The sequence below is a fragment of the Pyxidicoccus trucidator genome, assembly GCF_010894435.1.
Lineage (GTDB): Bacteria > Myxococcota > Myxococcia > Myxococcales > Myxococcaceae > Myxococcus > Myxococcus trucidator.
In genome coordinates this window covers 149030-169493 of record NZ_JAAIXZ010000019.1, presented here as the reverse complement: position 1 = coordinate 169493, position 20464 = coordinate 149030, and the positions used below count along the sequence as shown (strand labels likewise).

The following is a 20464-nucleotide window of genomic DNA, read 5'->3' as shown; positions in this document are numbered from 1 at the left end:
GGTGCTGAGGGTTCCAGCGGGCTTGCGGCCTTCGACGCGCCGAGGGCGCTCCAGTACGCTTGGCGCGGAGACGAGGAGCATCCCACCATGAGCGAGCGATACGAAGCCGAGCTGCGCCATGCGCTCGCGGAGGGGCTCCTCTCCCGTGACGAGGTGGACTCCCTGCGTGCGGAGGCGGCACGCCTGGGACTCGGCCCGCTGGAGGTGCTGCGAGCGCAGGGCCGAATCTCCGAGGCGTCACTCCTCTCGCTGCGCCGTGACGCAGGGGCCGACTCGCGTGAAGTGGCGGCGCCCGTAGCGGCGGACACGCTTGCGCTGCCTGCGGCTGCTCGCTCCGGGCATCCGGTAGGAGGCAATGCGCAGCTCCGCTCTGCGGACACGCTCGCGGCTCCTCCGGTCCCGGGTCTTGAGGCTCCAGAGGCTCCTCGCTCGGAGGACACGCAGCATCCGGGCATCCCCGCCGCGCCTCCGCAACCCGCGCCCACCGGCCGTGGGCCCGAGGCGGTGTCCGCCGTCGCCCCGCGTCCCGACGAGCCCGCGTTCCCACTTCCCGGCTGGGACCGCTACCAGCCCGTGCGCTTTCTCGGGCAGGGCGGCATGGGGCGCGTGTTCCTCGCGTGGGACCCTCGCCTTCGCCGCCATGTGGCGCTCAAGTTCGTCCGTGACGATGACGCCGAATTGGCTCGCCGCTTCGTCTCCGAGGCCCGCGCCCAGGCTCGCGTCGACCATGAGCGCGTGTGCCGCGTGTACGAGGTCGGCGAGGTCCAGAACCGCGTCTACATCGCCATGCAGTACGTGGACGGACAGCCCCTCAATGCCCTCGTCGACACGCTCACCGTCGAGCAGAAGGCCATGCTCCTCCGCGAGGCCTCCGAGGGCGTTCATGCCGCCCACCGCGCGGGGCTCGTCCACCGCGACATCAAGCCCTCCAACGTCCTCGTCGAGCGCACCCCTGACGGCGGCCTCCGCCCCTACGTCATGGACTTCGGCCTCGCCCGCGACTGGAAGGAGGGCGCCACCGCCACCGGCACCGTGCTCGGCACGCCGCACTACATGTCCCCCGAGCAGGCCCGGGGCGAAGTGGCCCGCCTGGACCGGCGCGCGGATGTCTACAGCCTCGGCGCCACCCTCTATGCCCTGCTCACCGGACAATCCCCCATCCCCGGTGACAACGGATTGGAGGTGCTCAGCAACATCGCCACCGCCGAGCCTCGTCCTCCGCGCTCGGTGGACAGGGACATCCCCGTCGACCTGGAGGCCATCACCCTCAAGTGTCTGGAGAAGGACCGCTCCTCCCGCTACGGCTCGGCGCGCGAGCTGGCAGAGGACCTGGGACGCTTCCTCGATGGCGAGCCGGTGCTCGCTCGCACCGGCCCCGGCTACCGGGCTCGCAAGTGGCTGCGCAAGCACCGGCGCCCCGTGGTCGCGGCTTCCGTCGCGCTGCTCGCCGTGTCGCTCGCGCTCGGACAGGCCGTCCTCGCCCGTCGCGAAGCCACCCAGCGCGAGACGCTGGCCCGCCGCTTCACCGAAGGCGTGGAGCGCATCGAGGCCCAGGCCCGGTACTCCGGCACCGCGCCCCTCCACGACACCCGCGCGGACCGCGAGGCCCTGCGCTCGCGGATGCGCGACCTCGAGTCCTCCATGCGCGATGCCGGCCCCCTGGCCGAGGGACCGGGGCACTACGCACTGGGACGCGGCTTCCTCGCGCTCGGTGACGAGGCTCGCGCCCGTGAGCACCTGGAGGCCGCGTGGAGGCAGGGCTACCAGGAGCCTCGCGTCGCGTATGCACTGGCGCTCGTGCTGGGCCACCTCTACCAGGCACAGCGCCTGGACGCGGAGCGGCTGCGGGATACCCCACTGCGTGAGGCCCGGTTGCGCGAGGCCGAAGCCCGCTACCGCGACCCCGCGCTGGACTTCCTGCGACGCAGCGAAGGCGCCGAGGTGCCCGCTCCCGAGTATGTGGCCGCGCTGCTCGCCTTCTACGAGGAACGCGGCGACGAAGCGCTCGCGAAGCTGGATGCGCTCGGCACCCGGCTGCCCTGGTTCCACGAGGCACCGCTGCTGCGCGGAGACATCCACCTCGCGCGGGCCTTGCGGCGCTGGAACACCGGAGACCGCGAGGGCGCTCGCGCCGACTTCGACTCGGGCCGCCGTGCCTACGCCGCCGCCGCGGACATCGGGCGCAGCGTGCCCGCCGTGCACCGGGCGCTCACGCTGCTCGAGTACGAGTCGCTCGTGGTGGAGGTGTACGGCCAGGGCGACGTGCTGCCTCCGTACACGCGCGGCGTGGAAGCGGCGGGGCGGGCGCTCATCGCGGCTCGCGATGACACCGTGGCGCATGTGCTCGCGGCCGCGCTCCACCGCCGTCTCGCGGAGCAGCGCTCCCGGCAGGGCGGCGAGGTGGAGCCTCTACTGGACCAGGCGCTGGCGTCGGCGCGGGAGGCCGTGTCACTCGCGCCCTCGGAGCCCAAGGCCCTGACGGAGCTGGCGTTGGCCTCGTGGCAGCGCGCCAACCACCGCCAGGAGCAGGGCCAGGATGTGAGCGAACTGCTTCGCGAGGCCGCCTCCACCTTCGACCGCATCCCCGCTGAAGGACGCGACTTCGACTTCCACATCAACCTCGGCCTCGTCTTCAAGGTGTGGGCGGACCACGAGGACGGCGCGGGCCGCGACGCCCTGCCGTACCGGAACCGGAGCGTCGACGCCTTCCACACCGCCGTCGGCCTGGACTCGCGCCGCGCCGAGGCCTGGACCAACCTGGGACAGGCGTACGAGTCGCGCGCCTCGCACCCTCGCGCGCCGGATGCGGACGGAGACCTCACCCGCGCTGCGGACGCCATGGAGCGTGCGTGCACCCTCAACCCGAGCCTCGTCGCTTCCTGGTTCTACGCGGGCGCGGTGTACGAGGCGCGCGCGAGACGGCTGCGGAACTCGGGCGGGGACTCGGGGCCGGAGTGGGCCCGTGCGCTCGCGGCGTACCAGCGGGGCGTCTCCATCAACCCGAAGCTGCCGCCCCTGCACAACGGCGTGGGCACCATCCTCTTCGAGCAGGCGAAGGAGTCCTGGGACCGCGGCGAGGACCCGGCCCCACTGCTGCGCCAGGCGCAGGACGCCTTCGCCGCCGCCATCGCCGTGGCCCCCTCGCAGGGCTTCGCCCACAACAACGCCGGCGAGGTGCATGCGTGGCACGCGGAAATCCTGCTCGAAGGCCCCGCGTCTCCACTGCCGAGCGTGCACGCGGCTCAGGCTGCGCTCCAGCGGGCCGTGACGCTGCTGCCAGACGTGCCCCAGCCGTGGATGTGGCTGGGCGCGGTGCACCGCGTGGAAGCCGCGGAGGCGCTGCGGCGGGAGAACGAGCCTGGGCGCGCACTGAAGCAGGCCACGGCTGCGGCGCGGCGGGGGAGCGACCCGGCGCTCCTGCTCAAGCGGTCCACGGAGGCACTGCGCCGCGCGCTCGCGCTCAACCCCGCGCTCGCCCAGGCGTGGCTGCTGCTGGGAGAGACGCAGGCCGTGGAGGCGCGCTGGCGGGCAGGCAGGGGGCAGGGCCGCGATGCGGACTTCGACGCCGCGGCCACGTCGTTCCAGAAGGCCCTGGACCTGGAACCCGCCCGTCCGGAGACCCAGGCCGCCTTCGCCCGGTTCTGCCTCACCTGGGCCGGCTGGCGCGGGCGCTCCGGACTGGACGCCACGCCCGTGCTGGAGCGGGGCCTGACAGCGGCCGACGCCGCGGTGGCGGCCCGGCCTTCGTGGGCGGAGGCGCTGGCCGTGCGCGGCGCCCTGCTCCAGGAGCGGGTGAGCCTGCCCGGCCCGCCCGAGCCCCGGCGCCAGGAGCAATGGCTCCGGGCCCGGGAGGAACTGACGCGCATGCTCGCGGGCAATGACGCGGGGAGGCGGGCCCTGGAGCGCGAGCAGCACCGCCTGGAACGCTTCAGCCCGAGGTAATCACGCTGAGGTTGCCCTTGATGGTGTCGGTGACGCCCGGGTCGTCCTGCGTCCCATCCTTCTGCTGGCAGAGCTTCGAGCAGTCGTCCCTGAAGCAGGCGGTGACTGTGTAGGTGGTTCCTCCCGCCAGCGCGCACGCGTCGTTCCAGCTCCCGCCCGAGGCGGACAGCGGCTGGTTGGGACCCAGGTTCTTGCCCTGGGAGTCCAGGATGTCGATGCAGAGCGAGCTGTCCGTCTGGTTGACGAACGTCACACTCTGCGTCTGGCGCACCGTCCACGAGCGTCCACCGGAGAAGTACTTATGGCTGCCGGCGTCGCCCGCGTTGACGGTGATGCTCAGCCCCTGCTCGCACGACCCGCCTTCGGTGTCGTCGGTGGTCGTGGTGGGGGGCGCGTGCGTGAGTGCCTGGGGCGCTCGGGATTCGTCCGTCCGTGCGGCACACGCACCACCACCCGCCGAGACCACGACCGCCAGGACATACAGCGCCTTCTTCATGGGCATACCCTCCAGGTTGAACATCGTGAGGCCCGCCAGGTGAGCACGTGGCATGCCACCGGGCCGGAGGACGGTGGAACGTCCCGTCCTCCGGGGTGAAGCTCCCGCGGACCGTCGCACCGACACGTCGGAGGGCGAGACGGCGACACGTCGCCGTTCCACCCACGCACGGGAAGTCGTGGCGCACGCTACCCGGAGGTGACCACGCTCAGGTTGCCCTTGATGGTGTCGCTGACGCCGGGTGTCTCCTCGCTGCCCGTCATGTCGTTGCAGCCGCTCAAGCAGTCGCCACCCTTCTGCAGGCAGACGCCGAGCGAGTAGTCGTCACGAGGCAGCGAGGAGTTGTCCCACTTCTCTCCCGGCGAGAGGCTCTGCGGCGGCACGAAGTTCTTGCCGTCGGAGTCGAGGAGGGTGAGGCACACCGAGGCCGCCAGCTTGTTGACCACGGTCAGCTTGTTGTCCTCGCAGAGTATCCATGGGGGTGGAGGCAGGAACCGCTTGCCGTCGCCGTGCGGGTCCACGGCGATTTTCTTGTCGACGCAGACCACGCGGGGCGTCCCCACGTTCTGCTCGGCCTTCATGGTGACGGTGCCGGGCTCGCCGGGCTCCGCTCCCTTGGAGCGGGTCGCGCAGCCGCTTCCCCAGACCCCTGCCACCACCGCCATGACGATGTATCGCTTGCGCATGTTTCACTCCCTCCGGGTTCGCCCCGGCGCGCCAGCGTACAGGCGTCACGTGGAGCATGCTCGAAAGCCGCTGAGGCCGGCGGTTCGGGTGTCATCGGGAGATGCTTGTCACCGGCGCGTGAGGTGCCTTCCGCTGCTCCGCGATGTGCCAGGGCACTGCGCTCGCCCCCTACGAACCGGTTGGTGCGTTGATTGTGACGGGGGTGGGGGATAGGGAAGGGCCCTCATGGCTTCTTCCCTGAATCGGACCTTCAACTGTCCCGTCGAGCTGGCGCTGGAGGTGCTTGGCGGCAAGTGGAAGGTCGTCATGCTCGCTCGGCTGAAGGAAGGTCCGCTGCGGTACGCGGAGCTGCGGCGGCTGACGCCGCGCATGAGCGAGAAGATGCTCACCCAGCGGCTGCGCGAGCTGGAGGAACAGGGGCTCATCCAGCGCGGCACGCGGCCGGGGACGGGGAAGCAGGTCGTCTACGCACTGACGAAGCGGGGCGAGTCTGCCCGCCCCACGCTCCAGGCGCTCTACGACTGGGGCCTGCGCATCGCCGACGAGGTCGGTGCCCACATCGAAGCACCGCGGCCGGCGCGTACGGCCGCTACACGGAGGAACACCGCATGATTGTCGAGTACATCCGCTACACCATTCCTGAGCCCGAGGCGGACGCGTTCGTGGCGAGCTACACCCGCGCGCAGGCGTCGCTCCAGAAGTCGACGCACTGCCTCGGCTGGGAGCTGTCCCGCTGCACGGAGGATGCGACGCGCTTCATCCTCCGCATCCAGTGGGACTCGGCCGAGGGCCACATGCAGGGCTTCCGCAAGAGCCCGGAGTTCGCGCCCTTCCTCGCGGAGATTCGCCCGTACATCGCCCGCATCGAGGAGATGCGCCACTACGCGCTCACGGCCGTCGCGGGGGTGAAGGGCTGAGTTGTGCCAGCCCGCGCGGACGCGTCACCCGTTCCGGGGCGTGAGGCCCAGCTCCTTCAGCCTCCGTCCCAGCGCGCGGCGTGACACCTCCAGCCGGCGCACCATCGCGTCCAGGTCGGCGTTGCACTCCTCGAAGCAGCGGGTGATTTCCTCCGCGCTCACGTCGCCCGCGGTGCGCAGGTTCGGGCTCTTGTCGATGAGGTCGTACAGCGAGGGCCGGGCAATGCCGAGCGCCTCCGCCGTCGCCTTGAGGTCCCAGTCGTTCTCCCTCAGCGAGGCGAGCAGCTCCTGCTCCGTGAGCTGCGACGCCTTCCTGCGTGGTGCCGCCTTCGCTTCACCGGGTGGTTCGGAGACGGCCGGGGCGGGACTCGTCACGGTGGCGGCGGGCATCACCTTGCCTGGAGCGACTCCGGCGGCGTCCGCCAGCTCCTGCTCCATTCGGGGCTCCACGAGCAGCCGCGCCTGGCCCCGGCTTCCGATGACGAGCTGCCGCGCCAGGTTGCGCAGCTGGCGGATGTTGCCCGGCCACGGGAAACGCACCAGCCGCACCGCGAGCGGCGCGGGCAGCCAGGGCTCCGCGTACGCGTCGTCGTTGTCCAGCCGGTGGGCCTCGCCAATCACCTCCAGCTCCTCGCGCGCGAAGTGGAGGAAGAGCCGGCCGATGTCCTCGCGTCGCTCTCGCAGCGGGGGCACGCGGATGTCGTAGCCCGCGAGCCGGTGCATCAGCGGCGCCTTGAAGCGGCCATCCCGAATCTGGTCCTCCAGGTTCGCGTCCGTGGCGGCCACCAGGCGCACGTCCACGCTCACCGGCGTGCTGCCGCCCACCGGGTACAGCTCGCCCGTCTCCAACACCCGAAGGAGCATCACCTGCACCTCGGGTGGGGCCTCGCCCACTTCATCCAGGAACAGCGTGCCGCCGTGCGCCGCGCGGAAGAAGCCCTCGCGGCCTTGCAGGGCGCCCGTGTACGCGCCCTTTTGCGCGCCGAACAGCTCGGCGGCGGCCAGCTCCTTGGGGATGGCGCCCAGATTCACACTGAGGAACTTCCCGTCACGGCGCCGGCTGCGCTGGTGGATGGCCTGCGCCACGCGCTCCTTGCCCGTGCCCGTCTCGCCCCGGATGAGCACCGGCACGTCCAGGTCCGCCACCCGCTCGATGTGCCGGCGCAGGCGACGCACGCCCGTGCTCTCGCCCACCATGCCCAGCGTGTCCGTGACGGTGCCCTCCTCGCTGAGGTCCGTCAGGTGCAGCAGCACCACCACGCGTCCACCCAGCTCCAGCGGCACCCCCGCAGTCAGCTCTTCGGGGGACAGCTCCCAGGTGCCCTGGAGCGGCGCTCCGGCGATGCTCACCTGCGTGCCTCCGTCGCTGTTCGTCAGCCGCACGCGGCCGGGCGCCGCGCCCGGAGCGAAGTGCAGCGGCTTGCGGCTGACGAACGGGTCCAGCAGCGGCTGGCCCAGCGCGGAGCCGGGCCGCGTGAAGTCCGGGCCATTGCGCGTCAGGGCCACGTCCCTGCCAGCGGTGACGGCGTCGAGCAGCAGCCGCTCGCCCACGCGCCGGGGCAGGGGATGCGAGATGACCGTCAGCGCCGGGACGGAGCGGGGCTCACGGGGACCGCCGCTCCGTTCCGGGACGGCGGCGGTGGAGACATCGGCGAGTGAGCGGGACATGGGACCTCTGGACGGATTCTATCCCAGCCAGGGGACGGGCTCGGGGCTCGCTCGGACGATGGACCCCGAGGCGGACAGTGGTGGTGGAGTTCTCCGGGCCGCCGCGGAAGCAGCCCTGGGGCACCTACGTGACGTTCAAGGACCCGGACGGCAACCAGTTCGTCCTCTCGTCGCGCTGAGCTACTCGGCGCAGGGAAACTCGGGAGCTACCGCCGGCCCTTCGCTGGCTGCGTGTCCAGCCACTCGGCGATGACGTCCGCGTGGCACGGGCCGGGCTTGCACCAGCAGCCCAGGCGCTTGCCTCGCAGGCCCTGCACGGCGGCGCGGTAGTCCGCGTCATGCCGGGCGCGCAATTCCAGGTACCAGCGGAAGGACACGAAGGCGTCCTCGTCCGGGCCCATGCGGCGCAGGGCCTCTTCGCGGACGCGCTGCTGCTCCTCCTCCGGCAGGGCCCCGAGCCAGGGCGCGAAGTAGGTGCGGAACATCGCGCCCGGCGTGCGCACGCCTCCGGGCTTGAACGGATTGCCGAAGCGGCCCGGCACCGGGTTGATGGGACTCGGCTTCGCGTAGGCACGGAAGGCCCGGCCCACGTACACGTCACAGCCGTCGTGCACGTGGACCGCCAGCGTGCGCTGCTTCCCGGTCATGGGCGGGCCGCTCCTCGCGCCTACTTCTTGCGCTTCTTGCCCGCGGCCGGAACCGCCGCCGGAGTGGTTGCCGTCTCGGCGGCGACCTTCAGCTCGTCGCGCTCCTTCGTCAGCAAGGCGAGCTCACCCTCCAGCTCCGTCACCTTGGTCTTCAGCGCGTTGTTCTCCGCGCGCAGCGTGTCCGCGTCCTTGCGCGCCGTGTTCGCCTCGATGCGCGCCTTGTTCAGCTCGCGCGAGGAACCACACCCGACGAGGGGAACCACCGCCAGCGCCACCACAGCCATCCATGCCTTCATCTGTGCCTGCTCCTGGTTTTCTCGGGCCCACGGTGTCGCGCGCCCGGTAGTCCTGCGTCACTCAGTGATAGTAGCTGACCAGTCCCCGCCCCTGGGCCGCCGCGTCGCGGAACCAGCCGCGAACACACTCCAGGATTTCGCCCGTCTGGGTGTCTCCGCCCGTATACGTCTTCCCCTCGAAAGCGGCGGCGATTCTCTTCACCTCTTCCTCGCCTACCCAGCCGGTGAGGTCCTCGACGTCGAACGGCACGCCCAGCTGCTTCAGCGCGGCATTCACCGGGCCGAAGTCGGGTGAGCTCCACGAGTACACGGCGGCGTTGTTGAGCGTCCGTCCGAAGTGCTCCACAAGAAGTTTGAAGGCATAGGAGTAGATGCCGCCACGCGCACCCTCCGGCACCGCGCCGTCGATGATTTGCCGCAACGCCTCGTAGGTGTTGGGCCCACCGTTCGCGATGCGGTCCTCGAACAGCTCGTCCAGCGAGGCCAGGTCGCGCTTGAAGCGCCCACCAATCATCCGGCGCAGCTTCTCGTCCTTCGAGCCGGCGGCCTGCCGCAGCTTGTTCGTGTCCACTGCCCACACCATGAAGCCGTAACCCACGCTGTGTCCCCCTGCCGTGTCGCCCTGGATGAAGGCACCCCTCGGCGCGGACCGCAACCACCGCGAGGGGCGCTCAGCCGCGGTACTCGTGAATCCACACCTGCTCCAGCCCCCAGGTGAAGAGCACCCGGTGGCGGGAGAGGACGGTGAAGCCTTCCGCGTCCACCGGCCGCGTCACGGTGAGGATGCGCGTGCCGGGGCGACAGGTGCGGAAGCGCTCGACGAGCCGGGCCCGTGTCTCCGGGGTGAGGGCCGTCCAGTTGGCGAAGACGTGGGTGGCGTCCTGGAGGTCCGCCTGCGTGGCGTCACCTGCGACGAGCTCCGCGCCCGCGCGCTTCAGCGGCCCCTGCGCGAGCGCGACATGGGCCTGCAACAGCTCCACCCCGCGCGCCCCGGCGCCCAGCCACCGCGCCGCGAGCAGCGTGCGTCCACGTCCCGCGCCCAGGTCCACCAGCTGGCCGCCCTTCCCGAGCCCCGCCTTCCAGAAGAGCCACAGCGCCGTGTGCACCGGCGTCTCGCCGTACATCAGCTCGTTGAAGGTCTGCCCGCTGGCCTGGAGCAGCCGCGCCACCTCGAAGGAGCGCCGCAGCCGGTAGGGAGACACGCGCGCCTCGCGCAGCCACAGCCCCAGGTAGGGCAGCAGGAGCCGGGGCCTCCACAGCAGCACCGCCAGGTCTCCCAGCCGGGAGAGCACGTCCAGCAGCATCGCGTAGAGGCGGATGAGGATGAGCGTGGAGAAGGACATGCCGTAGCCCTCCGACGGCTCGCCGCGTGTCGACTTCACCGGCGGGCTGGGAGGGTCCTGGGACATGCCTTCTGGGCGTCACGATAGCACCCGGGCGCTAGGGGCCGTGCCTCGGGCCCCCGGCACCGTGCACCGTGGAGGGAACGACAGCACCGCCGAGAGGAAGGACCCCTTCCTTCCTCCTGGCGGAAGGCCGTGCCTCACGGCAAGCGCAGCAGAGTGCTGCCAACTCAGTAAGGCCGCTGCCCGCCGCTCCCGGCGGAGGGCTGTACTTCACCGCAAGCGCAGCGGGGCTTTCTCCGCGGAAGTCTCCAATGTCGGCCTCTCCGGCATCAACGTCGCGGAAGGACGGAGTGGACGAATCTAAATCCCGCCTGTCATGTGCCCCCCGGTACCCGGTACCCGCCATGGTTGCCGATGCGCTCGTGAGGACTCCACCACGCTTCCGCTCCGAGCGCTCGCGAAGCAATCCAGCGGGCTCCTGGCGCTCGTTGTGCCTGCTACCTCCTGGGCGTTGACGTGGATGACGCTGCTTTCCTACGGACTGACTCAACGAGTCTAGTTCGCGGGATCTTGCACTGCCCCCAGGTACTTCAATTCCCAGGCCTTCCGCGCACTTTTGACAGAGGTGCGCTCTTCAGGTGTTTTCATCTTCTCAGCGCGTTCGCGGAGAGCCTTGAGTTCCTCCATCGCCTTTGCATCAACAGGGGAGGAACCGGCCTTTGCACGTAGCTTCTGCGCATCAATGTCGAGTTGCTTGAGTTGCTCGAGTTGAAACGGCTTGAATAGCTTCTCGCGCTCCAGCCCCTCGCGCTCCAGCCTCTCGCGCTCCAGCCTCTCGCGCTCCAGCCTCTCGCGCTCCAGCTTCTCGCGCTCCAGCTTCTCATCGACGCCGGGACTCGTCGTAGAGGGCTTGGCGTTGATGAAGGGATTCAGCTTCTCCTGCAGCCCATCAAGGTCGTTCTGCAACAGCGTGCGGTCATCCGAGGAACTCACCGTCGGCGCGAACTTGTTCAGTCTATTTAATTCCGAACGGACTCCCAGTTTGGATTGGATGCCCTGCTCCAGGTTCTGGAAGACCTCCGTCAGATGCGCCAACTGCTGCAGTTGCTGTTCCCGAGTGGGAAGCTGGCGCGACTTGGCCGGGGCCTTGGGTTTCTGGACCGCGTCCTTCGTAGGGCCCTGGAGCGGAGTCTTCGTGGGCTCAGGTGTTTTGCCCGAGGTCTCCAGAGGCGGTTGGACCAGTGGGCCGCTCTTGGGCTGAGCCTCCGATACGGGAGTCTGCGACGGGGGAGCCCCATGGGAAGCCGGCTTCGCCGTTGGAGGCGCCCCCTCGGCCGGCTGCTCCACCGGCTCATCGTGGCGCACCTGAGCGCTGGGCGGTGCTCCTTCGGAGGAAGGCACTTCCTTCTTCGACTCAACGAGCGGAGGCGCTGCTTCAGGCGCGGACTCTTCCGGCGTGGGCGGCGGTCCCACGGGAGTGACCTCCGCCCTGGGTTCCAACCGTGCCGCTGCCGTGAGATCTTGAGGCGGACCTTCGGTGGGCGTCTCCGGCCAGAAGAGATACGCGCTCCCGCCCAACGCCGCGAGCAGCAACGCCCCGGCAGCCCATTTCGGTCCGCGGCTCGCGTTGGAAGGACGGAGAGGCAGCTCGGCCTGCATCGTCCAGGTCTCTCCTTCTGACCCGGACGCGGCTGAAGCAGAAGGCCCGGGTACAGCACGCTGAGACGGCGTCATCCGCGGCACGCGCTGCAGCGCCTGACGTACGGCCTCCGCGGAGGGAGGGCGCAGGGCGGGGTCCTTTGCCAGGAGATGGAGCACCAGGGTGTCGAGCTCCGGAGGAATGTCCGCACTCCGCGACGACGGCGCAGGAGGCGTCTGCTCGACATGGGCGAACAGCACCTGGAACGGTTCCCCCTTGAAGGGGCGCTCTCCGGTCAGCATCTGGAACGCGATGACACCCACCGCGTAGAGGTCCGCTGCGGGACTGCTGGGGGCACCGCGAATCTGCTCGGGGGCCATGAACTCCGGTGTCCCGAGGATGGTGCCCTCCAGCGTGGTGGGCCCTTCCTGGGACTGCACCAGCTTGGCGATGCCGAAGTCGACCAGCTTGACGGAGTGCGTCCCGTCTGCGCGCTCGGCCATGAACACGTTGCCGGGCTTCAGGTCGCGATGGACGACGCCTGCCCGGTGAGCAGCTCCGAGCGCCGCGAGCATCTCATCCAGTATCCGGACCGTGGTGGTGACGTCGAGGCGCCCGTGCTGGCGGATGAGTGCCGACAGGGAGTGTCCCCGCAGCAGCTCCATGATGATGTAGGGCCGTCCGTCCGACAGGCTGCCGAACCCGAAGATGTCGATGATGCCCGGGTGATGAATGGCGTTGACCGCACGTCCCTCGATCAGCAGTCGCTCTACCTGCTGCTGAGAGACGAGCTCTGCCCGCAGCACCTTGATGGCGACCTGCTTGCCGATGAGTGGATGGACAGCGCGGTAGACGACGCCCATGCCTCCCGAGCCGATGCGCTCCTGGACAACGAACTCGCCGACTTGTGCCGATAGCAGCGAGTCCATGGCGGTATCGGCCGCGCCACTCGACAACTTTTCTCGTACGGTCATTGCCTCGCCAGTGGGCTTCCAAGGGAAGCCGCGATGGCGGTTATACCGCCTGAGCAGGCTGGCTGTGTGGAAGCCAGGACAGACGCCGGGCAGGTACTTGGGTCGTCAATCCTGGACCATGGACTGACGGTGGGTCGCGGCAACCTCAGGAGCTGCCGTGCGACGCGTCCAAGGTTCTGTGGTGCGGAGACAATCTCCGCATTGGGACCACCGCGCACCTGACGTTCACGGAGGGTGAAGCCTGGCCGTGGCCGGGCTCAGTGGCTCTCGGAGGCAGCTCCGCTCCCAGCGCGCTCACGCAGCCGCTTCCACGCGGAGAGCTCATTCCGGAGGGCGGTTCGCTCCTGGGCGGTGACTGCGGTCTGCGCTCGCTGGCGGAGCCGCTGGAGGTCCGCCACTGCCTGCGAGCCATTGGCCGCGTCACCCACCCTGGCACGCAGCCACCGTTCGGCCTCGTCAATCTCGCGGACCAGTCCCAGCTGAAGGTCCTTCACGCGCTCCTGGGCCGTCTTGCCGGAGGTAGGCGCCGGAGGTGCGTACTCCTGCACCACGGGCTTGGGAGCCGGGGTCTCCACCGGAGTCGCCTGCAGGGGCTGTGGCTTCTGCGGCATGGAGGGCTGTCGCAGGCGTTGCTGCCACGCATCCAGTCCTCGCTGCACATCCATGCGCTCGGTGGCGGTGGTCGCCTTCACCGCGGCCCCGTGGAGTCTCACCAGCTCACGAGCAAGCTCCCGTGACGAGTCGCGCCCTGCCGCCTGTTGCTGGTACTGCGTCTCCAACTGGCTTAGCCGTCGCGCGAGCCGCGCGTCCGAGGGCTGCCGTCCGTCGCGAGGAAGCACGGGGGCCCGGGGTTCCTCTGGAGGAGGAGCGACCGCCGCCGCATGCACCTCGTCCAAGGCGGGGTCCGGGCCCACCGCGACTTCGGACGTCGGGGGCAAGGCGGACTTGCGTAGGGCACCTTCGCGCTGCTGCTTGCTCTTGAGCGCGAGCTTCGACGCCGTGCCCGCGCGAGAAGCCTCCTCCGTTCTGGAGGGCTGCCCCTCCGGATCCACCGTAGGCGATACCTCCGCGGCAACCTCCGCGACAGGCGGCGTCTGGGCATCAGGAGCAATGGCCTCCTGCTCTTGAGTGGGAGCCGCCTCCTCGGGCTTCGCCGCGACGACCACGGGCGGCGGCGGAGCGACCCCTGCCACCGGTGCGGTCACCGCGCTGACAGGGGCCGGCTCGGGAGCAGAGCGCGGAACCCGCGAGGGCCAGAGGAAGAACGCACCCCCACCCAACCCCGCGAGCAGTACCGCCCCGACGACTGCCCGCCGCCACTGCCCGGATGCAGGGGCAGGAACAGAAACAGGGGCAGGAACAGACACAGGGGCAGGAACAGAAACAGAAGGAAACGTCCGGGGCACCTCCATGGAGGGCGTCGTGCGCGTCGTCTCACTCTCCGCCGCACTCGCGAGGGTGAGGGTGGCCTCGGGCAGCCGCGCGAGGGACCGCGTGAGCTCGGGCTGGGAAACAGGAATGCGCTTCAGCGTCTGCCGCACGGCCTCCGCCGACTCGGGCCGCAGGGCGGGGTCCTTCGCCAGCAGATGGAGGATCAGCGTGTCGAGCTCGGAAGGAATCCCCGGCACCCGCGAGGAGGGCAGCGGTGGCTGTTGCTCGACGTGCGCGAAGAGGATCTGCAGGGGCTCGCCGTTGAACGGCCGCGCGCCGGTGAGCATCTGGAACGCCATGACGCCCACGGCGTAGAGGTCCGTCGCCGGGCCCACGGGCTTGCCGCGAATCTGCTCGGGGGACATGAACTCCGGCGTCCCGAGGATGGAGCCGTCGACGGTGGTGGGCCCGTCATGGGCCTGCAGAATCTTGGCGATGCCGAAGTCCACCAGCTTGATGGTGCGCGCGCCCTCCACGGAGCCCGCGAGGAACACGTTGCCCGGCTTCAAGTCACGGTGGACCACGCCGGCCCGGTGCGCGGCCCCGAGCGCGGCGAGCATCTGGTCGAGAACCCAGACCGTCGTGCCCACGTCCAGCCGTTCCTGCTGGCGGATGAGGTCGCCCAGCGTCACGCCCTGGAGGAGCTCCATGGTGATGTAGGGCCGGCCATCTGGGAGCTTGCCGAAGCCGAAGATGTCGATGATGCCCGGGTGCCGGATGGCATTCACCGAGCGGGCCTCGATGAGCAGCCGCTCCACCTGTTGCTCGGAGACGAGCTCCGGCCGCAGCACCTTGATGGCGACCTCCTTGCCGATGAGCGGATGGCTGGCGCGGTAGACGACGCCCATGCCTCCCTCGCCGATGCGCTCCTGGATGACGTACTCGCCAACCTGCACCGACAGCAGTGGATCCACACCGCGACCGGCTGTGGCCTTCATCGGCACTTCACCCAACGAAAGACGCGCTGACATGGATTTTCCCGGAATCCTAACAATCCCATCATACCAGCCTGGATGGGCAGGTCTTCCCGGCCGCCACGCTCAGGGCCAGCGAGCGTCCGCTGGCCACCATGTGCGCGAGGGGCTCGTACGCGGGGTGACGCCTACTCCGGCTTGCCACCCGTCCGCTGCCAGAACTCGCGCAGCAGAATCGTGGCGAAGCGCGAGTCATTCAGGATGTACCGCCGCCACAGTCGCTTCGGCTCATTGACCAGGCGGTACAGCCACTCGAACCCCGCGCGCGAAATCCACTGCGGAGCACGCTTCGCCGTCCCGGCGATGAAGTCGAACCCGGCGCCAATCCCAATCGCCACGGTGGGCCCCAGCTTGTGGGACACCTGCGAAATCCACACCTCCTGCTTCGGGCTGCCGAGCGCCACGAGGAGCAGGTGCGGGTCCTTCTCGCGAATCTTCGCGACAATCGGGTCGTTCTGCGCGTCGCCCGCGTCCAGGCGGACCATGGGCGAGTCCCAGCCCACCACCTCAATCCCGTACTTCTCGCGGACGATGTTGGCCACCTTCTCCGCCACACCCGGGCCCGCGCCCATCAGGTACACGCGCCACTTCCGCTCGGCGCCCACCTGCATCAGCGGGAGGATGAGGTCCGAGCCGGCAATCCGCTCCGGCAGCGACACGTCCATGGCCTTCGAGGCCCAGACAATCGGCATGCCATCCACGACGGAAATCGTGGCGCGAGAGTACGCCTCGCGGAACTGGACGTTGTCCTCGGCGAGCACCACGTGGTCCACGTTGGCGGTGAAGACGTAGCCGCCCTGGTGCAGGTCGACGAGTCGGCCAATCTCGCGGATGGCGTCCTCGAAGGTGAGCTGGTCGATGGCGAGCTGGCCGATGCGCAGGCGCGGCCGGCCGGTGGTGAAGGAGGACGTCGAAGGGGAGGCGGCGTTCATGGCTTCTTCACCGTCAGGTCGAGCACTGTCATGGAATAGGGCGGCAGGCGCTGCGTGAGCGAGCCCTCCGCCTTCGCGCCGGGAGACTGCTCGGTGAAGCCCCCGGGTGCGCCCGAGTAGCCGAGCACGCGCACACTGTCGAGCGTACCGCAGCCCTTCAGTTCAATCTGCGCCTGTGCGGCCTGGTCCGGGTCGAGGTTGAGGACGACGGCCACCAGCTTCTTCCCCGAGTCGTCGCGCGAGACGAACAGGCTGGTGTTCTCCGCGGCCTTCGCGGGCACCCAGTTGTCCTGGAAGCGGCCGCCCTTGCCGTCGAAGTCGCGGTACGCGCGGAACGCCCAGAACACGGGCGAGCCGTCGGTGGGGTACTGCCAGAAGAAGGCGGAGTAGATGTTCTCTTGCGCGAAGCGGCCCAGGGCCTCGGCCTGCGCGAGTCCGCCGCTCATGTGCCGGAAGGCGCCGAAGTTGTACTCGCCGATGGAGATGGTGCGGCCGGGGTAGTTCTCGGCAATCCACTCCTTCATGCGGGGGATGAGGCGGACGGGCTCGCCAATCCAGGACTCGTCCTTGTAGGTCGGGTCCCACAGGCCGCGCACGCTGCGGATGCGGCGCGCGTTGGTCTCCTTGTCCGTGTTGCCTTCCAGGCCCACGCCCACGTTGGTCTGCGGGTAGAAGTGCAGGTCCACCACGTCGAGGATGCGCACGCCCGTCTTCTTCTCGTGCTCGCGCAACTGCCGCAGGTACCAGGCGATGAGCGGCAGGTCGCCATGGGCGCGCCGGTCCGAGTGGTTCATCTTCCCGGGCGCGAAGTCGGCGGCGGACCAGAGGTAGTTCGTCCAGCCCCACTCGGCGGGGCCGGCGATGAGGCCGTCGGGGTCCGCCTTCCGCACGGCGGTGCCGTACGCAATCGTCCGCTTCATCAGCTCGTCGTAGCCGAGCGGCTCCGGGAACACGTCGCGGTGCGTGGAGTTCCAGAGCATGGGCTCGTTGTCCAGGATGTACATCTGGACGCTGCGCTGGCCGCGGGCCTTGTCCTTCTCGCGGATGGACGTCACCCACTCGGCGACGAACTCGGGCGGCGCCTCCACGCTGGTAATCGAGGGCTCACCGGGCTTGAGCGGGGTGCCGTCGCGCGCCAGTCCGTTGCCGCCGCCGCTGTCCTCGCGCTGCTGCGGGCCGAAGCGGGACACGGGGAAGCCGACGGACTTCGTGTCCTTGGCCACCCAGCCCAGCAGGGGCACGGTGAGGGCGGACTGCATGTTGTTCTTGCGGTTGGCCTCGAGGAAGTCGTCGGCGCTGAAGCCGATGTCGACGTTCTGGTAGAACCAGTCGTTGGCGGTGTTCCACGCGCCGCCCAGCTTCCAGTTGTAGCGGGACGTGGGGTTGCCGCCCCAGCGGCGGGTGGTGGCGCCCAGGCGGTACTGGTGCTTGTCCTTCTTCTCCTGCAGCCCGTCGAAGGCGATGCCGTAGATGAGCGGGCTGATGCGGTGGCCGGGCGCGGTGCAGTCGATGGACATGCGCGCCTCGCGGCCACTGCCCTTGCCGGAGCGTCCACCCCCGGCGGCGAGCGCGGCGGCCACCTCGGGAGGCAGCGGGACGAGCGCCACCTTGTCGAAGAGCACCCAGTCGCGGCCCACGTCCTTGGAGGCGCGCAGCACCACGCGGTCGAACGCCTCGCCGCGCGGGTTGAGCAGCTCCATGGGAATGACGACCTCCGTCCACTCGCCGTCCTTGCGGACCTGGAGCTCGGGGGTAATCGGGACGCGGGGGAAGGAGGCGGCGCCGGGGGCGTCGAGCCGCACCTCCAGGAACTCGCCGTAGGACTCCGGAGAGCTGACGCGGAACGCGAGCGCGCCGAAGGAGCCCTCCAGCTTCGGCCGGTAGAGAATCCACCCGCCGTAGTTGAACAGGCGCATGCGCGCGGGAGCCCCCTTGGGAAGCTCGCGAGGCGCCCAGCCGATGTCATTCCATCCGGCGGAGAGCCCGCCGTCGTAGAGCGGCACCGGGGCCGTGGACGCAGCCTCCGTCGCGCCGGGAGCCGCCGCCGAGCCCGTTGCCGGGCTGCCGGAGCCCGGAGCCTGCTCCGCCGCGCCCGAGCCACCCGTGCCCGCCGTGTCCGCGTCACCCTCGCCCGTCACCCCGGTGGCCCGCGCCACCGCCACCGTCCCACCCGCCAGCAGGGCGCACGACAGTACGGCCGCGCCAGCCTTCATCCGAGCACGCTTCACACCAACCTCCATGAGCTTCATCTCCCCCCGGTGGGGCGCCGACAGCGAGGCGCCTCAGAGCACCACGTCGTCCTTGTCCTTGCGCGGGAAGATGCGGGCGGGAATGCCCACGGCCACGCTGTCGGGAGGAACGTCCTGGAGCACCACCGCATTCGCGCCGATGCGCGAGCGGGCGCCGATGCGTATCGGCCCGAGGATGCGGGCGCCGGCGCCAATCCACACGTCATCCTCGATGACGGGGTAGCCGTTGTCCTTGGCGGTCCCGACGGTGTTGTTGCCGTAGAAGCGCACGCGGTCGCCAATCTTCGCGTCGCCGCCGATGACGACGCCCAGGCTGTGCACGAAGTACACGCCCCTGCCGAGCGTCACGTCCTTGCCGATTTCAATCCCCATCACCGCCGTCTGCGCCACGCGCAGCACGTGGTTGACGAGGGGAATCCGGAAGGCGAGCGCGGCCTCGCGGGCGCGGTTGAGCGCGGTAATCCGATACGAGTCGCTGGTGAGCACCACCTTGGCGATGGACTTCGCGTCCGTGGTGCCATTGGCGGCCTTCGCCAGCTCCAGTGCGTCCGTGACGAGCGAGCCAATCATCGACGTCCTCCGCTTCATGGTGCCCAACTACTCTCCCCGCCCTTGCAGGTAGCGGGCGACCTCGCGGGCGATGCCCGTCCAACCACCAGCCTCGTTGCGGGCGCCGCGCAGGTACTCCATGCCGTACACCACGGAGGTGCCGGCGAAGGCGGCCTTCTCCAGGCCCAGCTTGTCGGCCGTCTTGGCGACGTTCATCACGGTGTTGGTGAGCAGGCGCGTGGCCTCGGGAGCGACGACGGTGGCGGCGAGCAGCGGGCGGGCCAGCGGGTTGGTCTCGAAGAGGAGGCGCCAGGGGTTGAGGCCGCGCACGTCCGGGTGCTTGCGAGCCACCTGGGTGTCGAACATGCCGTAGCGGTTGGCGCGCTTGAGCCAGCGCTCGAAGGACACGTGGTCGCTGCCATGCAGCACGTACGCGCTGCTGGCGAAGACGAAGGTGCAGCCGGCCTTCTCCAGGCGGACACCGAGCTCCACGTCCTCGGACTGGCCGAGCGACTTGTCGAAGCCGCCCACGCCCACGTAGTCGGCGCGGGGGAAGGACACGTTGCCGGTGTACAGGTGGTTGCCGCGAGCGCGGGCACCGGGGACGGACAGCTCCTCGGCCATGCGGTTGTTGAGGTACGCGTACCAGCGCTCGAACAGCGGCATGTCGCCGATGGACGGGTCCGGGCGGATGCGGCCGAGCACCACATGGCGCGAGCCTTCCGGGTGGTGGGCGAGGTGCCGCTCCAGGAAGTCCGGAGCCACCTGCATGTCGTCATCGGTGACGAGCACCACCGCGCCGCGCGAGGCGAGCACTCCGCGGTGGCGGGCGGCGGCGGCGCCAGCGTTCTGCTGCACCTCCACGCGCAGGGTGTAGGGGAGCTTCTGGGACAGGAGCGGCTCCTGCACGGGCTCCTTGGAGCCGTCATCGACGACGACGACCTCGAAGTCCTCGGGCGGGAGCGTCTGGCCGGCGAGCTGCCACAGCAGCCGGGTGATGAGGGGCAGCCGGTTGTAGGTGGCGATGACGACGCTGAGGCGGGGCGTGGAGGCGGCGGTGCTCATGGCTTCTTCTTCTTGTCCTGCGCGGCCCGGGCCTTCTTCTTCTTCGACCTGGGGAAGATGACGCTGCCCACGAAGCGCTCGGGGCCGACGTACTCCATCGTCTTGCGGGCGGAGCCGAAGTCCGTCTCACCGAGCGCGACGCACAGCAGGACGCCGTCGGCGGCGAGGGCGAGGGGCAGGCTGGCGGGGTGGGTGAGGAGGGAGTCGAGGACGACGACGACGCGCTCACCCCGGGCGACGCGCTCGCGCAGCTCGACGACGAGGCGCGGGGCGTCGCCGGGAGAGACGCCGGTGGCGTCCTGGAGGTGGATTTTCTGTGAGTACGCGTAGGGCGCACCGGCCTCGAGGATGGCGGTGGCGGCCTCGAGCGCGGGCCCGCCGGGCTGGGCGGGGACGACGGTGAGGTAGGTCCAGGCGCGGCGCTCCAGCGCGAACCACAGCCGCTGCAGCTCCGGAGAAGGCACGGAGCTATCGGGCGGAGCGGCATCCGCGGGGCTGGGAGGTGCGCTGGAGTCGGCGGCCATGGGGAGGCGCCCGGTATAGCGCAACGCGTGGCGGCGGCCCAACGACCTGCCCGGGCGGGCAGGGAGGCGGGGGCAGGGTGCCCTGCTCCCAGGGATTTCGCGGGCTTCTCACGGGGGAGGGGGGCGGA

The 20464-nt window shown here is 70.0% G+C and carries 18 protein-coding genes; 4 read left to right on the top strand and 14 right to left on the bottom strand.

Going from position 1 to position 20464, the window contains the following annotated elements:
- Positions 1–87: 87 nt before the first annotated feature.
- Positions 88–3942, top strand: a complete 3855-nt coding sequence (locus G4D85_RS38725) for a serine/threonine-protein kinase (protein WP_164019179.1) — start codon at positions 88–90, stop codon at positions 3940–3942.
- On the opposite strand, the gene G4D85_RS38720 is transcribed toward G4D85_RS38725, so the two are convergent.
- Both G4D85_RS38720 and G4D85_RS38715 read right to left on the bottom strand, forming a co-directional pair.
- Positions 3929–4438: a hypothetical protein gene (locus G4D85_RS38720; RefSeq protein ID WP_164019177.1), complete on the bottom strand. Its 510-nt coding sequence runs from the start codon at positions 4436–4438 to the stop codon at positions 3929–3931. The two genes, G4D85_RS38725 and G4D85_RS38720, sit on opposite strands and share 14 nt — an antisense overlap.
- A gap of 188 nt (positions 4439–4626) precedes the next feature.
- Positions 4627–5124: a hypothetical protein gene (locus G4D85_RS38715; protein ID WP_164019176.1), complete on the bottom strand. Its 498-nt coding sequence runs from the start codon at positions 5122–5124 to the stop codon at positions 4627–4629.
- 226 nt (positions 5125–5350) lie between these two features.
- Between G4D85_RS38715 and G4D85_RS38710 the strand changes: the two genes are divergently transcribed.
- Both G4D85_RS38710 and G4D85_RS38705 read left to right on the top strand, forming a co-directional pair.
- Entirely contained in the window at positions 5351–5737 is a 387-nt protein-coding gene (locus tag G4D85_RS38710; RefSeq protein WP_164019174.1) for a winged helix-turn-helix transcriptional regulator, read from the top strand.
- Positions 5734–6042 carry a putative quinol monooxygenase gene (locus G4D85_RS38705; RefSeq protein WP_164019173.1) on the top strand — a complete coding sequence of 103 codons (309 nt, stop codon included), beginning with the start codon at positions 5734–5736 and terminating at the stop codon, positions 6040–6042. Before G4D85_RS38710 ends, G4D85_RS38705 begins: the two co-directional genes overlap by 4 nt.
- Positions 6043–6066: 24 nt before the next feature.
- Here the strand turns inward: G4D85_RS38705 and G4D85_RS38700 are convergent, their stop codons facing one another.
- Positions 6067–7710, bottom strand: coding sequence for a sigma 54-interacting transcriptional regulator (locus G4D85_RS38700; protein WP_164019172.1), 1644 nt, complete (start codon positions 7708–7710; stop codon positions 6067–6069).
- 80 nt (positions 7711–7790) lie between these two features.
- Here G4D85_RS38700 and G4D85_RS50610 point away from each other — a divergent pair, with 80 nt between their 5' ends.
- On the top strand, positions 7791–7889 hold the full coding sequence (locus G4D85_RS50610) for a VOC family protein (RefSeq protein WP_338052933.1): 99 nt from the start codon (positions 7791–7793) through the stop codon (positions 7887–7889).
- 27 nt (positions 7890–7916) lie between these two features.
- Here the strand turns inward: G4D85_RS50610 and G4D85_RS38690 are convergent, their stop codons facing one another.
- The 11 genes from G4D85_RS38690 to G4D85_RS38640 all read right to left on the bottom strand — a co-directional run bounded on the left by G4D85_RS38690 (position 7917) and on the right by G4D85_RS38640 (position 20336).
- Positions 7917–8357 carry a DUF4326 domain-containing protein gene (locus tag G4D85_RS38690; RefSeq protein WP_164019171.1) on the bottom strand — a complete coding sequence of 147 codons (441 nt, stop codon included), beginning with the start codon at positions 8355–8357 and terminating at the stop codon, positions 7917–7919.
- 20 nt (positions 8358–8377) lie between these two features.
- Complete coding sequence (locus G4D85_RS38685; protein ID WP_164019170.1) at positions 8378–8653, bottom strand: hypothetical protein; 276 nt, start codon at positions 8651–8653, stop codon at positions 8378–8380.
- Positions 8654–8714: 61 nt separating this feature from the next.
- Positions 8715–9251 carry a DUF7691 family protein gene (locus G4D85_RS38680; RefSeq protein WP_164019169.1) on the bottom strand — a complete coding sequence of 179 codons (537 nt, stop codon included), beginning with the start codon at positions 9249–9251 and terminating at the stop codon, positions 8715–8717.
- Between the two features lie 73 nt (positions 9252–9324).
- Positions 9325–10062, bottom strand: coding sequence for a class I SAM-dependent methyltransferase (locus tag G4D85_RS38675; protein ID WP_420821745.1), 738 nt, complete (start codon positions 10060–10062; stop codon positions 9325–9327).
- Between the two features lie 492 nt (positions 10063–10554).
- Complete coding sequence (locus G4D85_RS49040) at positions 10555–12567, bottom strand: serine/threonine-protein kinase (RefSeq protein WP_240359757.1); 2013 nt, start codon at positions 12565–12567, stop codon at positions 10555–10557.
- Between the two features lie 302 nt (positions 12568–12869).
- Positions 12870–14981, bottom strand: coding sequence for a serine/threonine-protein kinase (locus G4D85_RS38665; protein WP_240359756.1), 2112 nt, complete (start codon positions 14979–14981; stop codon positions 12870–12872).
- Positions 14982–15145: 164 nt separating this feature from the next.
- On the bottom strand, positions 15146–15949 hold the full coding sequence (gene epsA, locus G4D85_RS38660) for an exopolysaccharide biosynthesis glycosyltransferase EpsA (protein ID WP_164019167.1): 804 nt from the start codon (positions 15947–15949) through the stop codon (positions 15146–15148).
- Positions 15946–18189, bottom strand: a complete 2244-nt coding sequence (epsB, locus tag G4D85_RS38655; protein ID WP_164019166.1) for a GH44 family glycoside hydrolase EpsB — start codon at positions 18187–18189, stop codon at positions 15946–15948. Before epsB ends, epsA begins: the two co-directional genes overlap by 4 nt.
- A gap of 42 nt (positions 18190–18231) precedes the next feature.
- Positions 18232–18786: a serine O-acetyltransferase EpsC gene (gene epsC, locus G4D85_RS38650; protein ID WP_164019165.1), complete on the bottom strand. Its 555-nt coding sequence runs from the start codon at positions 18784–18786 to the stop codon at positions 18232–18234.
- Positions 18787–18795: 9 nt separating this feature from the next.
- Positions 18796–19812 (bottom strand): exopolysaccharide biosynthesis glycosyltransferase EpsD, encoded by a 1017-nt coding sequence (gene epsD / locus G4D85_RS38645; protein ID WP_164019163.1) that lies wholly within the window; start codon positions 19810–19812, stop codon positions 18796–18798.
- Entirely contained in the window at positions 19809–20336 is a 528-nt protein-coding gene (locus G4D85_RS38640; RefSeq protein WP_240359755.1) for a hypothetical protein, read from the bottom strand. The genes epsD and G4D85_RS38640 overlap by 4 nt, the downstream gene beginning before the upstream one ends.
- Positions 20337–20464 lie beyond the last annotated feature (128 nt).

Bases quoted from the DNA above. Each gene is read 5' to 3' on its own strand.
- G4D85_RS38725 (WP_164019179.1), top strand. From the start codon at position 88: ATGAGCGAGCGATACGAAGCCGAGCTGCGCCATGCGCTCGCGGAGGGG.
- G4D85_RS38720 (WP_164019177.1), bottom strand. From the start codon at position 4,438: ATGAAGAAGGCGCTGTATGTCCTGGCGGTCGTGGTCTCGGCGGGTGGT.
- G4D85_RS38715 (WP_164019176.1), bottom strand. From the start codon at position 5,124: ATGCGCAAGCGATACATCGTCATGGCGGTGGTGGCAGGGGTCTGGGGA.
- G4D85_RS38710 (WP_164019174.1), top strand. From the start codon at position 5,351: ATGGCTTCTTCCCTGAATCGGACCTTCAACTGTCCCGTCGAGCTGGCG.
- G4D85_RS38705 (WP_164019173.1), top strand. From the start codon at position 5,734: ATGATTGTCGAGTACATCCGCTACACCATTCCTGAGCCCGAGGCGGAC.
- G4D85_RS38700 (WP_164019172.1), bottom strand. From the start codon at position 7,710: ATGTCCCGCTCACTCGCCGATGTCTCCACCGCCGCCGTCCCGGAACGG.
- G4D85_RS38690 (WP_164019171.1), bottom strand. From the start codon at position 8,357: ATGACCGGGAAGCAGCGCACGCTGGCGGTCCACGTGCACGACGGCTGT.
- G4D85_RS38685 (WP_164019170.1), bottom strand. From the start codon at position 8,653: ATGAAGGCATGGATGGCTGTGGTGGCGCTGGCGGTGGTTCCCCTCGTC.
- G4D85_RS38675 (WP_420821745.1), bottom strand. From the start codon at position 10,062: ATGTCCCAGGACCCTCCCAGCCCGCCGGTGAAGTCGACACGCGGCGAG.
- G4D85_RS49040 (WP_240359757.1), bottom strand. From the start codon at position 12,567: ATGGACTCGCTGCTATCGGCACAAGTCGGCGAGTTCGTTGTCCAGGAG.
- G4D85_RS38665 (WP_240359756.1), bottom strand. From the start codon at position 14,981: ATGAAGGCCACAGCCGGTCGCGGTGTGGATCCACTGCTGTCGGTGCAG.
- epsA (WP_164019167.1), bottom strand. From the start codon at position 15,949: ATGAACGCCGCCTCCCCTTCGACGTCCTCCTTCACCACCGGCCGGCCG.
- epsB (WP_164019166.1), bottom strand. From the start codon at position 18,189: ATGGAGGTTGGTGTGAAGCGTGCTCGGATGAAGGCTGGCGCGGCCGTA.
- epsC (WP_164019165.1), bottom strand. From the start codon at position 18,786: ATGAAGCGGAGGACGTCGATGATTGGCTCGCTCGTCACGGACGCACTG.
- epsD (WP_164019163.1), bottom strand. From the start codon at position 19,812: ATGAGCACCGCCGCCTCCACGCCCCGCCTCAGCGTCGTCATCGCCACC.
- G4D85_RS38640 (WP_240359755.1), bottom strand. From the start codon at position 20,336: ATGGCCGCCGACTCCAGCGCACCTCCCAGCCCCGCGGATGCCGCTCCG.